13 protein-coding genes are annotated in these 13,903 nt (G+C 66.7%); 8 read left to right on the forward strand and 5 right to left on the reverse strand.

The annotated features are described in order from the left end of the window. Nucleotides 1-11: 11 nt before the first annotated feature. A complete protein-coding gene (locus CAL22_RS04350) occupies nucleotides 12-968 on the reverse strand; it encodes a Bug family tripartite tricarboxylate transporter substrate binding protein (RefSeq protein WP_094810694.1) in 957 nt (318 codons plus the stop codon). Nucleotides 969-1,171: 203 nt separating this feature from the next. Here CAL22_RS04350 and CAL22_RS04355 point away from each other — a divergent pair, with 203 nt between their 5' ends. The 7 genes from CAL22_RS04355 (at nucleotide 1,172) to CAL22_RS04385 (ending at nucleotide 9,276) form a co-directional block, all read left to right on the forward strand. Further along, the gene (locus CAL22_RS04355) at nucleotides 1,172-1,939 is read left to right on the forward strand and encodes a crotonase/enoyl-CoA hydratase family protein (RefSeq protein WP_094810696.1); all 768 of its coding nucleotides are present in this window, start codon (nucleotides 1,172-1,174) and stop codon (nucleotides 1,937-1,939) included. Between the two features lie 64 nt (nucleotides 1,940-2,003). Beyond that, complete coding sequence (locus tag CAL22_RS04360; RefSeq protein WP_094810698.1) at nucleotides 2,004-3,527, forward strand: fumarate hydratase; 1,524 nt, start codon at nucleotides 2,004-2,006, stop codon at nucleotides 3,525-3,527. Between the two features lie 173 nt (nucleotides 3,528-3,700). Then, nucleotides 3,701-4,531 (forward strand): FAS1-like dehydratase domain-containing protein, encoded by an 831-nt coding sequence (locus CAL22_RS04365; RefSeq protein ID WP_094810700.1) that lies wholly within the window; start codon nucleotides 3,701-3,703, stop codon nucleotides 4,529-4,531. Next, a complete protein-coding gene (locus CAL22_RS04370) occupies nucleotides 4,528-5,715 on the forward strand; it encodes a CaiB/BaiF CoA transferase family protein (protein WP_094810702.1) in 1,188 nt (395 codons plus the stop codon). The genes CAL22_RS04365 and CAL22_RS04370 overlap by 4 nt, the downstream gene beginning before the upstream one ends. Next, the gene (locus CAL22_RS04375; protein WP_094810704.1) at nucleotides 5,715-6,545 is read left to right on the forward strand and encodes an HpcH/HpaI aldolase/citrate lyase family protein; all 831 of its coding nucleotides are present in this window, start codon (nucleotides 5,715-5,717) and stop codon (nucleotides 6,543-6,545) included. The genes CAL22_RS04370 and CAL22_RS04375 overlap by 1 nt, the downstream gene beginning before the upstream one ends. Nucleotides 6,546-6,574: 29 nt before the next feature. Beyond that, entirely contained in the window at nucleotides 6,575-7,087 is a 513-nt protein-coding gene (locus CAL22_RS04380; protein WP_094810706.1) for a DedA family protein, read from the forward strand. 101 nt (nucleotides 7,088-7,188) lie between these two features. Continuing rightward, nucleotides 7,189-9,276, forward strand: coding sequence for a PhoX family protein (locus CAL22_RS04385; protein WP_094810708.1), 2,088 nt, complete (start codon nucleotides 7,189-7,191; stop codon nucleotides 9,274-9,276). A gap of 69 nt (nucleotides 9,277-9,345) precedes the next feature. Here CAL22_RS04385 and CAL22_RS04390 read toward each other — a convergent pair whose 3' ends face one another. From CAL22_RS04390 to hda, 4 genes are read right to left on the reverse strand one after another with little or no spacing between them, the layout of a single operon-like run. Beyond that, nucleotides 9,346-9,819, reverse strand: a complete 474-nt coding sequence (locus CAL22_RS04390) for a 2-amino-4-hydroxy-6-hydroxymethyldihydropteridine diphosphokinase (protein ID WP_094810710.1) — start codon at nucleotides 9,817-9,819, stop codon at nucleotides 9,346-9,348. After that, on the reverse strand, nucleotides 9,816-11,174 hold the full coding sequence (pcnB, locus tag CAL22_RS04395) for a polynucleotide adenylyltransferase PcnB (protein WP_094810712.1): 1,359 nt from the start codon (nucleotides 11,172-11,174) through the stop codon (nucleotides 9,816-9,818). The genes CAL22_RS04390 and pcnB overlap by 4 nt, the downstream gene beginning before the upstream one ends. Further along, on the reverse strand, nucleotides 11,174-11,872 hold the full coding sequence (locus CAL22_RS04400) for an HAD family hydrolase (RefSeq protein ID WP_094810714.1): 699 nt from the start codon (nucleotides 11,870-11,872) through the stop codon (nucleotides 11,174-11,176). Before CAL22_RS04400 ends, pcnB begins: the two co-directional genes overlap by 1 nt. Further along, nucleotides 11,869-12,564: a DnaA regulatory inactivator Hda gene (gene hda / locus CAL22_RS04405; protein WP_094810716.1), complete on the reverse strand. Its 696-nt coding sequence runs from the start codon at nucleotides 12,562-12,564 to the stop codon at nucleotides 11,869-11,871. Before hda ends, CAL22_RS04400 begins: the two co-directional genes overlap by 4 nt. A 254-nt stretch (nucleotides 12,565-12,818) precedes the next feature. Between hda and purM the strand changes: the two genes are divergently transcribed. Continuing rightward, nucleotides 12,819-13,868, forward strand: coding sequence for a phosphoribosylformylglycinamidine cyclo-ligase (gene purM, locus CAL22_RS04410; protein ID WP_094810718.1), 1,050 nt, complete (start codon nucleotides 12,819-12,821; stop codon nucleotides 13,866-13,868). The last annotated feature ends 35 nt before the right edge of the window (nucleotides 13,869-13,903 follow it).

Below are 13,903 nucleotides of genomic sequence, written 5' to 3' on the forward strand. Positions count from 1 at the left end.
AGGGTAGGGGGTCAGTCGACCGTCGCGCCGGTGAACTTGACGATTTCGGCATAGCGGTCGATGTCCTGGCGCACGAAAGCATCCAGTTCTTCGGGGCTGCTGCTGACGGCGGTGGCGGCTTCGTTTTCCAGCAGTTTGCGGAACTCGGGCGTGGCCACGGCTTTGCGGGCCGCGGCATTGAGCGCCTGCAGGGTCTGCGGCGGCAGGTCCGCCGGGCCGAACAGAGCGAACCAGGCGTTGGACTCGAAGCCCTTGATGGTATCGCCGATGGGCTTCACGCCCGGGAATTGCGCCAAGGGCTGCGGGCTGGTCACGCCCAGCGCCTTGAGCGAGCCGCTCTTGATGTGCGGCTGAGCGTTCAGGGAGCTGGCGATCATCATGTCGACCTGGCCGCCCAGCAGATCGGCCAGCGCCGGCGCCGTGCCTTTGTAGGGGACATTGAGGATATCCAGGTCGGCCAGCATTTTCATGCGTTCACCGGCCAGATGCAGCGAGGAGCCGACCGCGCCCAGCGCCATGGTGTATTTACCGGGATGGGCCTTGACCTGCTCGAGCAGCTGCGGGATGTCGTTGGCGGGGAAGTCCTTGCGCGCCACCAGCACGCTGGGCACTTGGGCCAGCATGCTGATCGGCGTGAAGTCGCGCACCGGATCGAAAGGCAGTTTGCGGTAGAGCGAAGCGTTGATCGAGAAGCCCGTGAAGGTCACCAGCAGCGTGCCGCCATCGGCCTTGCTTTTGGCGACATAGTCGGCGGCGATATTGCCGCCCGCGCCGGGCCGGTTTTCCACCAGCACCGTGCGTTGCAGGTCCTTGGACATATGTTGGGCGATGCTGCGCGCCACCGTATCGGTGGTGCCGCCTGGCGGCGCGCCCACCACCAGTTTGACCACGTCGCTCTGGCCCCAGGCCGGGGCCAGCGCCGCGGCGCTCAAAAGGGTGCCCGCCGTCAGGCGCTGCCAATGGTGCATGTCTCTCTCCTGTTATGTTGTGCTTACAATAGTACAAGTGTACGGGAGGCGGGCCCCGGACGGCAAGCGTGGGCACGCGCCCCACGCGGTCTCGGGCGGCGGGGCGCCGGTACCGGGCTGGGCATTGGTCGTATGATTCTGGTTTGCGCAGTCTTATATAGAAGTTGGGAGCCGTTCCCAAACGCCTCAGGAAGGAGCAATACATGTCAGAGTTGGTCAAGGTCGAAGTCGCCGACGGGATTCAGGTCATTACGGTCAATCGCCCCGATGCCAAAAACGCCATCAATCTCGAGACCGCCCAGGCCATGGCCGCCGCGCTCGATCAACTCGATGCCCGCGACGATATCCGCATCGGCATCCTGACCGGCGCCGGCGGCACCTTCTCCTCGGGGATGGACTTGAAGGCGTTCGCGCAGAGCGGCCAGCGGCCCTTGATTCCCGGCCGCGGGTTTGCCGGCCTGAACGAGCGCCCGCCCAAAAAGCCCCTGATCGCCGCGGTGGAAGGCTATGCCCTGGCCGGCGGTTGCGAAATGGCGCTGGCCTGCGATCTGATCGTGGCCGCCAATAATTCCAAGTTCGGGCTGCCCGAGGTCAAGCGCGGCCTGGTCGCCGGTTCGGGCGGCATGATCCGCCTGCCGCGCCGCCTGCCTTATCACGTGGCCATGGAAATCGTGCTGACCGGCGATATGCTCAGCGCCGAGCGGGCGCATCAATTGGGCCTGGTCAACCGCCTGACCGAGGCCGGCCAGGCGCTGGAGGGCGCGCTGGCCCTGGCGCGCGTCATCGTCGAGAACGGCCCCTTGGCCGTGCAGACCGCCAAGAGCATCGTGCAGCAATCGCTGGATTGGGAGCAGGAAGGCATGTTCGACCGCCAGCGTCCCTTGATCGCGCATATTTTCACGTCCGCCGACGCCAAGGAAGGCGCGACGGCCTTTGCCGAAAAACGCAAGCCCGTCTGGCAAGGCAAGTAAATCCCTTTCGCGGGCCGGGCCTGGCGCCCGGCCGATTGTCCCCGTTGTTTCTCACCGTAATGCCATGACAGTCACCATCAAAGAAGAAGACCTGATTCAGTCGATCGCCGACGGGATTCAGTTCATCAGCTATTACCACCCCCTCGATTACATCCGCCATCTAGCGCGCGCCTATGAGCGCGAGGAAAGCCCGGCCGCGCGCGATGCGATGGCGCAGATCCTGACCAACTCGCGCATGTGCGCCGAAGGCAAGCGTCCGCTGTGCCAGGACACCGGCATCGTCAACGTGTTCCTGAAGATCGGCATGGATGTGCGCTTCGAGACCAAGCGCAGCCTGCAGGAACTCTGTGACGAAGGCGTGCGCCGCGGCTACACCAACCCGGACAATCCGCTGCGCGCGTCGGTGCTCGATGATCCGCTCTTTGCGCGCAAGAACACGCGCGACAACACGCCCTGTATTCTGCACGTCGACCTGGTGCCTGGCGCCACGGTCGACGTGCAAGTGGCTTCCAAGGGTGGCGGCTCCGAGAACAAAACCAAGTTCGTCATGCTCAATCCCAGCGATTCGCTGGTCGACTGGGTGCTCAAGACGGTGCCGACGATGGGCGCGGGCTGGTGTCCGCCGGGCATGCTGGGCATTGGTGTCGGCGGCACGGCCGAAAAGGCCATGCTGATGGCCAAGCAGTCGCTGATGGAAGACATCGATATGTACGAGCTGCTGGCCCGCGGCCCGCAGAACAAGCTCGAAGAGCTGCGTATCGAGCTGTACGAGAAGGTCAACGCACTGGGCATCGGCGCGCAGGGCCTGGGCGGCCTGACGACGGTGCTGGACGTCAAGATCCATACTTTCCCGACCCATGCGGCATCCAAGCCCGTGGCCATGATCCCCAACTGTGCCGCCACCCGCCATGCGCACTTCGTGCTCGATGGTTCGGGCCCGGCCCGGCTGGATCCGCCCGCGCTTAGCGAGTGGCCCGACGTGCATTGGGCGCCTGACTACAACAAGTCCAAGCAGGTCAATCTGGACACGCTCACGCGCGAAGAAGTGGCCAGCTGGCAACCCGGCCAGACGCTGCTGTTGTCGGGCAAGATGCTGACCGGCCGCGATGCCGCGCACAAGCGCATCCAGGACATGCTGTCGCGCGGCGAGACGCTGCCGGTGGACTTCACCAACCGCGTCATCTACTACGTGGGCCCGGTGGATCCGGTGCGCGATGAAGTGGTCGGCCCGGCCGGCCCCACCACCGCGACCCGCATGGACAAGTTCACCGAGATGATGCTGGCGCAGACCGGCCTGATCTCGATGATCGGCAAATCCGAGCGGGGTCCGGTCGCCATCGAAGCGATCAAGAAGCACCAGTCGGCCTATCTGATGGCCGTGGGCGGCGCCGCGTATCTGGTGTCCAAGGCCATCCGTGAAGCCCGCGTGCTGGCTTTCGAAGACCTGGGCATGGAGGCCATCTACGAATTCGACGTCAAGGATATGCCCGTGACCGTCGCCGTGGATGCGCAGGGCGTGTCGGTGCACAGCACCGGTCCCAAGGAATGGCAGGCCAGGATCGGCAAGATCCCCGTCGCCACGGTCTGACCGGCGCCGGTCCCCGGCCGGTAGCAGCGGCTTGTCTTGGCGGGAGGGTGATCCGGCCAGGGCAGGCCGCTTTGTGCTTAAGGTGGCGCTAACCCGGGCTTGAGCAAAAACGAATTTACAGGCCGGGGCGGCCCCGGCATCCTCTGTGGGATTACACGCAAAGGAGTGAATTCATGTCTGAGCAGGCCCTAGACCAGTGGATCGGCAGCGCCGAACGCATGGCCGACACCCTGGACCCGGTGCACGCGGCGCGCATCGCCGCCACGCTGGGGGTGGCGGCACCCGCCGCGGGCGAGGCCCTGCCGCCCTTGTGGCAGTGGGCGTACTTCATCCGCACCGCCGATATGGCGGGACTGGGCCGCGACGGACACCCGGCGCGCGGCGGCTTTCTGCCGCCGGCCGATGACCGCAATCGGATGTGGGCGGGCGGGCGCGTGGACTTTCACCATCCCCTGAAGGTCGGCGAGGCCGCCGAGCGGGTGTCCACCGTCACCGCCATCAAGGAAAAGCACGGCCGCACCGGCCAGCTGTTGTTCGTGACCGTGCGCCACGAGTTTCTGCAGCAGGGCCGGGCCGCCATCGTCGAAGAGCAGGACATCGTCTATCGCCAGCCCTCGCCGCCCAAGCTCGAGGGCAGCGAACCGGCGCCGCAGGCGCAATGGCGCGAAACCATCGAGCCCAGCGCCGTGCTGCTATTCCGCTATTCGGCCGTGACCTTCAATGGCCACCGGATTCACTACGATTACCCCTATGTGACCGAGGTCGAGGGCTATCCCGGCCTGGTGGTGCATGGCCCGCTGATCGCCACCTCCATGCTCTCGGCGTTCTGCCGGGCCCATCCCGAGGCGCGGCTGAAGCATTTCGCTTACCGGGGCTTGCGCCCGCTCATTTCGCCCAAGGCTTTCGAGGTCGGCGGGCTGATCGAGGCTCCGGGGCTGGCCCGGCTGTGGGCCGAACAGGAGGGCACCCTGGCCCACCAGGCTGAAGTGAGGTTCGAAGCATGAGCGCTCCCCGTCCCCTCGACGGCATCACCGTCGTCAGTCTCGAACACGCCATCGCCGCGCCGTTCTGCACCCGCCAGCTGGCCGATATGGGCGCGCGCGTCATCAAGGTCGAGCGTCCGGGCGTGGGCGACTTCGCCCGGCGCTACGACGAGCGGGTGCGCGGCCAGGCCTCGCATTTCATCTGGACCAACCGCTCCAAAGAGAGTCTCACGCTCGATCTGAAAAAGCCCGATGCCGACGAGGTGATGCAGCGCCTGCTGGCCGGGGCCGATGTGCTGGTGCAAAACCTCGCGCCCGGCGCCGCCGCGCGCCTGGGCCTGTCCTTCGAGGCCCTGCGCGAGCGCTTTCCGCGGCTCATCGTGTGCGATATCTCGGGCTATGGCGAGGGCGGCCCCTACCAGGACAAGAAAGCCTACGATCTGTTGATCCAGAGCGAAAGCGGCTTCGTGTCGGTCACCGGCACGCCCGATGAACCGGTCAAGGCGGGCTGCTCGATTTCGGACATCGCGGCCGGCATGTATGCCTATAGCGGCATTCTCAACGCCTTGCTGCTGCGCGGACGCACCGGCCAGGGCAGCCGCGTCGACGTCTCCATGCTCGAGAGCATGGTGGAGTGGATGGGCTATCCGATGTATTACGCCTTCGAAGATGCGCCGCCGCCGCCGCGCGCCGGCGCCTCGCATGCCACCATCTATCCCTATGGGCCGTTCCCGGTGGGCGATGGCAAGACCATCATGCTGGGCCTGCAGAACGAGCGCGAATGGAAGGTCTTTTGCGATCAGGTGCTCCATCAACCCGATCTGGCCAGCGACAGCCGCTTTGCGAGCAACTCCCAACGCACCGCCAACCGCGACGCCCTGCGCCAGCTCATCGTGCAGGCGTTCGCGGCGCTGACCATCGACGAGGTCACGGCCCGCCTGGAGGCCGCGCAGATCGCCAATGCCCGCGTCAACGACATGAAGGGCGTGTGGGAACATCCCCAGCTCAAGGCGCGCGACAACTGGCGCGAGATCGACAGCCCGGCCGGACGCATCCCGTCCTTGCTGCCGCCCGCGCACAATAATGCCTTCACCCCGCGCATGGACGCGGTGCCGGCGGTGGGCCAGAACACCGACGCGGTGTTAGCATCGTTGGGGTATGCGCCCGAGGACGTGGCGCGCCTGCATGCCGCGGAGGTCGTGTAATGCCCTCAGTCATCCGTACTGCGCTGTTCGTGCCGGCCAACCGGCCGGACCGTTTTGCCAAGGCCCTGGCCGCCGGCGCCGACACCGTGATCGTCGATCTCGAGGACGCGGTCGAGCACCTGGGCAAGGACAGCGCGCGCCAGGCCCTGAGCGATTTTCTGGATGCCGAGCCGGACGTGCGTCTGTGGGTGCGGGTCAACGATGCCAGCACGCCCTGGCACGACGCCGACCTGCGGGCCTTGCAGGGGCGGGCCACGGTCAGCGGCATCGTGCTGCCCAAGACCGAGAGCATGGCGCAGGTCCGTCATGCGGCACAGACCAACATCCCCATCATTCCCATCGTCGAGACGGCCCGGGGCGTACTCAATCTGGCCGATATCGCCGCCACGCCCGGCGTTCAGCGCCTGGCCTTCGGCTCGCTGGACTACTCGCTCGACCTGGCCATGACGCCGGATACCGAGGGGGCTGATCTGGTGCTCGACCATGCCCGCGTGCAATTGCTGCTGCACGGCCGCGTGGCGGGGCTGGCCCAGCCGCTGTACGGGGTGTTTCCGGGTATTCAGGATACGGCCGGCCTGCGCGCGGCCTCGATACGCGCGCGCGACATGGGATTCGGCGGCCTGCTGTGCATCCATCCCACGCAGGTGCCGGTGGTGCACGAAGCCTTCCTGCCGCCGTTGGCCGACCTCGCCTGGGCGCGCGAGGTCGTGCGCGCGCATCGTGACAGCGGCCAGGCCGCCTTCAAGCTCGATGGCAAGATGATCGACGCGCCGGTCATCGCGCGGGCGCGCCACCTGCTCGAGCGCGCCGGCGAGAGCTTGCCGGCCTGAGGCCCGCCGGCCGGCCCGCGCCGAGCGCCATGCAGACGCTGCATCATCTTCTGGAGACCTACGGCGCCTGGGCGCTCTTTGTCTGCGTCTATCTTGAGTCCATGGGCGTGCCGGTGCCGGGCGAGTCGGCGGTGATCGCCTCTTCGCTGTTGGCCCGGCATGGCGAGATGAGCCTGCCCGCGCTGCTGGCGGCGGTGTTCGCGGGGGCGGTGCTGGGGGATTGCACCGGCTATGCCATCGGCCGCTATGGCGGACGGCGCCTGCTGTCGCGTTACGGCCATCTGGTCAAACTCACGCCCGAGCGGCTGGCGCGGCTGGAAGCGGCGTTTCGCCAGCGCGGCGTCTACCTCGTGATGGTGGCGCGTTTCGTGGTGGTGCTGCGCCAGCTCAATGGCCTGATCGCCGGCTCGGCGGGCATGCCGTTTCCGCGTTTTCTGGCTGCCAATGTGATCGGTGCGCTGGCCTGGACGGCGGTCTGGGGGGCGGGGCCTTACCTGGTGGCGGATGTGCTGCTGCCGCTTTGGCATGCGTGGCGCGGCTAGGCTCGCCGCGATATTTCCCGGCTTGCTGTCATGAGCGATTAACGTTCAGTTCTTAGGATCTTGCTTCCGACAACTGGCGCGACTCTACGACAGGAGCCCACATGAGCAAGTCCATAACAGACAAGGTCATCCGCAACGCGAGCGGCAATCTTCCCTTCAGTGAAATTCTGCAGCGCAACCTGTCGCGCCGGGCCGTCATGCGTGGCAGCCTGGCCGCGCTGGCCACGATGGGATCGCTGGGCCTGGCCGCCTGTGGCGGCAGTAGCGATGATGACGACGCGAGCGAGACGCCGGGCAGCGATCCCGGCACGACGCCGACCACGCCGACCACTCCGCCCGAAGCCTTGAAGCTGGGCTTCGATTCGCTGCCGGCATCGATGACCCATGCCTGTGTGGTGCCGGCCGGCTATGTGGCGCATGTGTTGGGCGCCTGGGGCACGCCGTTGAACGACAACGCGCAGCCCTGGGACCGCAACGGCAACAACAGCGCCAATGACCTGCTCAATTCCACGGGCATGCATCATGACGGCATGCACTACTTCCCGCTGGAGGGCAGCTCGACCGAGGGCTTGCTGGTGGTCAACCACGAGTACATCGATCAGGGCGCCTTGCATCCGAACGGCGCCACGCGCGTGGCCGGCAAGCGTCCGGTCGAAGAGGTGCGCAAGGAGATCAACGCCCACGGCGTGGCGGTCATGCATATCCGCCAGGCCAATGGCCGCTGGGAAATCGTCAACAACTCGCGCTATAACCGCCGCTTCACCTCGGCCACGGCCATGAAGCTGGCGGGTCCGGTGGCCGGCAGCGACTGGGTCAAGACGCCGTTCTCGCCCACGGGCGCGATGGTGCGCGGCACCAACAACAATTGCGGCAACGGGACGACCCCCTGGGGCACCTACATCACCGCCGAGGAAAACTGGGCTTCCTGTTTCGTCAACACCGGGACCCGCCCGGCGCACCAGGTGCGTGTCGGCGTGAGCACCGCCACCGGACGTTATGGCTGGGAAAGCGCCGCCAATGATGCGTCGGAGGTCTTGGGCGAGTTCGCGCGTTTTAACGTCACGCCCTCGGGCGCGGACGCCACGCAGGACTGGCGCAACGAGGTCAACGGCTTTGGCTATCTGGTCGAGATCGACCCCTATGACCCGAACAGCATCGCGACCAAGCGCAGCGCAATGGGCCGTTTCGCGCACGAGGGCTGCGCCTACGGCAAGCTCGAAGCCGGCAAGCCGATCTCCTTTTACTCGGGCGACGACTCGCAGTTTGAGTACCTCTACCGCTTCGTGTCCGAAGCCGTGTGGGATCCCAAGGATGCCGAGCGCACCGACCGCCTCGCCGTGGGCGCCAAGTACCTGGACCGCGGCACGCTCTACGTCGCGCGTTTCGATGCCGACGGCAGCGGTACGTGGCTGCCGCTGACGCCGGCCTCGGCCGGCACGGGCGGCCGCACGCTGGGCGATGAGTTTGGCTCGCAGGAGAACATCATCATCAACACGCGCGGCGCGGCGGATTTCGTGGGCGCCACGCCCATGGACCGGCCCGAGTGGACGGCCACGCATCCGGGCAATGGCGACGTCTACCTGAGCCTGACCAACAATACGCGCCGCAACGCCGCCGCGGGGGTCAACGCGGCCAATCCGCGATTAAACAACGTCAACGGCCACATCGTGCGCTGGCATGACGAGGCCGGCGCGGATACGTTCAAGTGGGAGATCTTCGTCTTCGGCTCGAACGCCGGCGCCGACGCCGACACCAATCGGTCCGGCCTGACGGCCATGAACGAGCTGGCCAGCCCGGATGGCCTGGCCTTCGACGATCGCGGCATCCTGTGGATCCAGACCGACAACGGCATCGACAACGGCCGCAACAACGACGTGGCCCGCACCATCAACGATCAGATGCTGGCCGTGATCCCGCCCGCGATGGGCGCCAGTAGCGGCACCGGTCCGGTCATCAACAGTGCCAATCAGGCGGATCTGCGCCGCTTCTTCGTGGGCCCCAATGAAGCCGAAATCACCGGCTTTGCCTTCACGCCGGACTACAGCACGATCTTTCTGAACGTGCAGCATCCGGTGAACTGGCCGGCCTACGATACCGACGACGCCACCGTGGCCTCGGCCGCCGTGGTGCGGCCGCGTTCTTCGACGGTGGTGATCCAGCGCGCCGACGGCGGCAAGATCGGGGTCTGAGTCCCGCCTCGTGTTGCGCGGCGCGGCCCTGGCGGCCCATGCCGTGCAACGCGAGGGGGCGGCAGAGGCTTACAGGCGCTCGATGGCCTGGTCGCGCAGGCCGCCCAGCAGATCGGCATAGCTGCCTTGCGGCAGTTGCAGATCGGGCGCCAGATCGCGCAGCGGCAGCAGCACGAAGGCACGTTCGTGCAGACGCGGATGCGGCAGGATCAGGCGCGGGGTATCCAGCGCCTGCTCACCATAGAGCAGCAGGTCCAGATCCAGGGTGCGGGGAGCGTTGCGATAGGGGCGCTCGCGGCCGTGGCGGTGTTCGAGGGCCTGCAAGCCATCGAGCAGCGCCAGCGGGGCCAGCGTGGTGTCGAGCGCGGCCACGGCATTGATGAAATCCGGGCCGCTCGCCTCGACGGGGGCCGAGCGGTAAAACGGGGAAGCGCGGCAGCGCTGCACACCGGGCAGGGCTGCCAGTTCGGTCAATACCGTGCGCAGGGTTGCTGCGCCATCTCCGAGATTGGCGCCCAGACCGACGTAGGCGCGCGTGCTCATTCTGCGTTGTTGCGCGAGGGCCGGCGGCGCGGGCGGCGGCGGCGGCGCGCCGGGCTGTTGTCGTCGCTGCTTTCTTCGCGCGGCAGGCTGGCGGAGGCTTCGATCATCTCGGCGCGGGTGGCATCGTCGGCATTGGCCAGATCCATCCACCATTGGGCCAGCACGCTGTCGAACTCGCCGGCCGCGGCACGCAGCTGCAGGAAATCGCAGGCGGCGCGGAAACGGGGCTGTTCGATCATGCGATAGGCGGTCTTGCCGCCCCGGCGCTCAAAGCGCGGCTGCATGAACCAGATCTCGCGCATATCGGACGAGAACCGGCGCTGGATGGCGAGCTTTTCGGTCTGCTCGTCGAGCACCGAGTCTGCCGCCTGAAGCAGCGAGGGGATGTTGTGCTCGCCGCGGCCGCGCAGTTCTTTCCAGCGCGATTCGACCTGCTGCCAGAGCAGGGCGGCAAACAGGAAGCTGGGACTGATGGTCTTGCCGGCGCGCACGCGGGCGTCGGTGCGCTCCAGCGCGAGTTCGACGAAGTGTTCGCCGCCAGGTTGCTCCAGCACTACGTCCAGCAGCGGCAACAGGCCATGGTGCAGCCCGTCGGCGCGCAGCTGGCGCAGGCAGTCCATGGCGTGACCGCAGGTCAGCAGCTTGAGCATCTCGTCGAACAGGCGCGAGGCCGGCACGTTTTCGATCAGCTCGGCCATGGTGCTGATGGGCTGGCGCGTGGCCGGATCGATGGTGCCGTTGAGCTTGGCGGCAAAACGCACGGCGCGCAGCATGCGCACCGGGTCTTCGCGATAGCGTTTGACCGGATCGCCGATCATGCGGATCTGGCGCTTTTTCAGGTCCTGCACACCGTTGTGGTAGTCGATGACTTCCTCGGTATGCGGATCGTAGTAGAGGGCATTCATGGTGAAGTCGCGGCGGGCCGCGTCTTCTTCCTGGCTGCCGAACACGTTGTCGCGCAGGATGCGGCCGTGCTCGTCGGTTTCCTGGTCGGCCGAGGCCGGCGCCCGGAACGTGGAGGTCTCGATGATCTCCTGGCCGAAGACGACGTGCACCAGCTGGAAGCGGCGGCCGATGATGCGGGCGCGGCGAAACAGCGGGCGGATCTGTTCGGGCGTGGCGTTGGTGGCCACGTCGAAGTCCTTGGGTTCCAGGCCGGTGATCAGGTCGCGGACCGCGCCGCCCACGATATAGGCTTCATAGCCATGCTGGCGCAGCACTTCGCAGACTTTGATGGCATGGCGCGAGACATTGCGGCGGTCGATGCCGTGCTTGTCGCTGGCGATGCGTTGCGGACCGCGGTTGACGGGCCCAAACAGGCGTCCGACGAATTTTCGTATGGTGTCGGTGATCATCAGGACTTATGGTCCTCGAGGTGGTCGAACATGTCCAGCACCTGCCAGCCGCGCTCCAACGCGGTCTGACGCAGGCTGGGGCTGGGATTGGTGGCGATGGGTCGGGTGACGACTTCCAGCAGGGGGATGTCGTTGGTCGAGTCGCTGTAGAAGAAGGATTCGGCGAAGTCGCTCAGCGATAACTGCTGCGCGGCCAGCCATTGATTGACCCGCAACACCTTGCCCGCCTTGAAGCTGGGCGTACCGTCGATGCGGCCAGTGTAGCGGCCATGGCGGTATTCGGCGTCGGTGGCGATCAGATGCGGGATGCCGAAGGCGCGGGCGATGGGCGCGGTCACGAAGCTGTTGGTGGCGGTGACCACGGCGCACAGATCGCCGGCGGCCAGATGCTCGGCGACCAGCGCTAGCGGGCGGGCCTGCATCGCCGGCCGGATGACTTCGGCCATGAAGGCTTCGTGCCAGGCGGCCAGGTCGACGGGGCTGTGGGCCGCCAGCAGGCCCAGCATGAACTCGGCGGCCTGCTCGGCGGTGAGCTCGCCCTGGTTGTAGCGCTCCATCAGGTCGTCGTTGCGGCGCCGGGCTTGCTCCGGATCGCCGGCCCGGCCGGTGCGCGCCAGGTAGTCAGCCCATTGATAGTCACTGTCCAGAGGCAGCAGGGTGTGGTCCAGATCGAACAGGGCGAGGCGGCGGGTGCTCATGTGGCTTGAGATTCGGCAAGCATGGCGCGTAACAGCGCGGTGGTGATGGGGCGGCCTTTGGCCAGGGAATAGCGGTCCAGCGCATCGAGCAGCGCGGCCAGCTTGCGGATGTCGCGCTCGTGGTGCGTCAACATCCAGTTGATGACTTCGGGTGCCAGCTGCAGGCCACGGTCGGCAGCCTGCGCGGACAGCGCGGACAGCTTGTCGGCGTCCGACAGCGGTTCGAGGCGAAAGACCAGATCCCAGCCAAGGCGGGTGCGCAGGTCTTCGCGCAGCGGCAGCGACATGGGCGCCCGGTCGCCGGCCACGGCCAGCGCGAAGGCGCGGTCGGTCGCAGCCGATTCGCGCCAGCGATTGTACAGGGCAAACAGGGCCGCCTGCCGCGCCTTGTCCATCAGATGCACGTCGTCGACGGCGATGATGGCGGGCATGGGGGCGGTGGAGTCGGCCTGGGCGAGTTGGCGCAGCAGCTGCGGCCCGCTGGGCGCGTCGATATAGACGGCCTGCGCGCGCGCGGCCAGCCCGCGCAGCAGATGGCTGCGGCCGCAACCGGCCGGGCCCCAGAGGTAGATGGCGCGTCCGGCAGCGAGCGCGCGTGCGGCTGCCAAGGCCTCGCCGTTGGGGCCGGCAATGAAATTGTTCAGCGAAGGCGCTGGCGCAGGAAGTACGTCAAGCAGCAGCTGGCGGTTCATTGAAAGTGCATGAAAACGAGCTCGGGGCTGGGCGCGGCGGCTGGCCGTGCACGGCTAACCCTTAACTTTAAACCACGAAAGCCCCTGCCGTCCCGCATGGCGCCGGCAGCCGGCCGCCCCTCGGTAAAAAATGGTGCCGGAAAGCAGCGGATACCCCGCCAACCGGCGCCGGATTGGGTCTATTCGCGGCTTCGTCTAAAATCCCGCTCTATCCCCCCGAATCCGAAATTATTACATTTCCCACGGTTTGCCCCATGACCACTGAAAACAACGCCCCTCTGACCTACCGCGACGCCGGGGTTGATATCGACGCTGGCGACGCGCTGGTCGATCGCATCAAGCCCTTGGCGGCGCGCACCATGCGCGCCGGCGTGCTGGGGGGCATCGGCGGGTTTGGCGCCTTGTTCGAGGTGCCCAAGAAATACCGTGAGCCCGTGCTGGTCTCGGGCACCGACGGCGTGGGCACCAAGCTGCGCCTGGCTTTCGACTGGAATCGCCACGACACGGTCGGCATCGACCTGGTTGCCATGAGCGTCAACGACATCCTCGTGCAAGGCGCCGAGCCCTTGTTCTTCCTCGACTACTTTGCCTGCGGCAAACTGTCGGTGGACACGGCCGCAGCCGTGGTCGGCGGCATCGCCCGGGGTTGCGAACTGGCCGGCTGCGCGCTGATCGGCGGCGAAACCGCCGAAATGCCCGGCATGTACCCGGAAGGCGAATATGACCTGGCCGGCTTTGCCGTCGGCGCGGTCGAAAAGTCGGCCATCATCGATGGCAAGTCGATCCAGCCGGGCGACGTGATTCTGGGTTTGGCTTCCAGCGGCGCGCATTCCAACGGTTATTCGCTGGTGCGCAAGATCCTCGAGCGCGCGGGCGCCCGTCCCGAGCAGGACTTCGACGGCCAGCCGCTGGTCGATGTGGTCATGGCGCCCACGCGCATCTACGTCAAGCAGGTGTTGGCGGCCATGGCGCAGCACGGCACGGCCATCAAGGGCCTGGCCCACATCACCGGCGGCGGCCTAGTCGAAAACGTGCCGCGCATTCTGCAGCCCGGCCTGGCGGCCCGGCTCAACCGCGACGGCTGGACCATGCCCAAGCTGTTCCAGTGGCTGCAGCAACAGGGCGCCGTGGCCGACGCGGAAATGCACCGCGTCTTTAACTGCGGTATCGGCATGGTGCTGGTGGTGGCGGCCGATCAGGCCGATGCCATCGCCACCACCTTGCGGGGTCAGGGCGAAGTGGTCAGCCGTATCGGCGAGATCGTGGCCCAGGAAAACGGCATGGCCCAGACCTTCGTGGTCTGAGTCCGGCCCGCTGCATGAAAAAAAACCCGCCGCGG

This window comes from Bordetella genomosp. 12 (assembly GCF_002261355.1).
In the GTDB taxonomy this organism is placed as follows: domain Bacteria; phylum Pseudomonadota; class Gammaproteobacteria; order Burkholderiales; family Burkholderiaceae_B; genus Bordetella.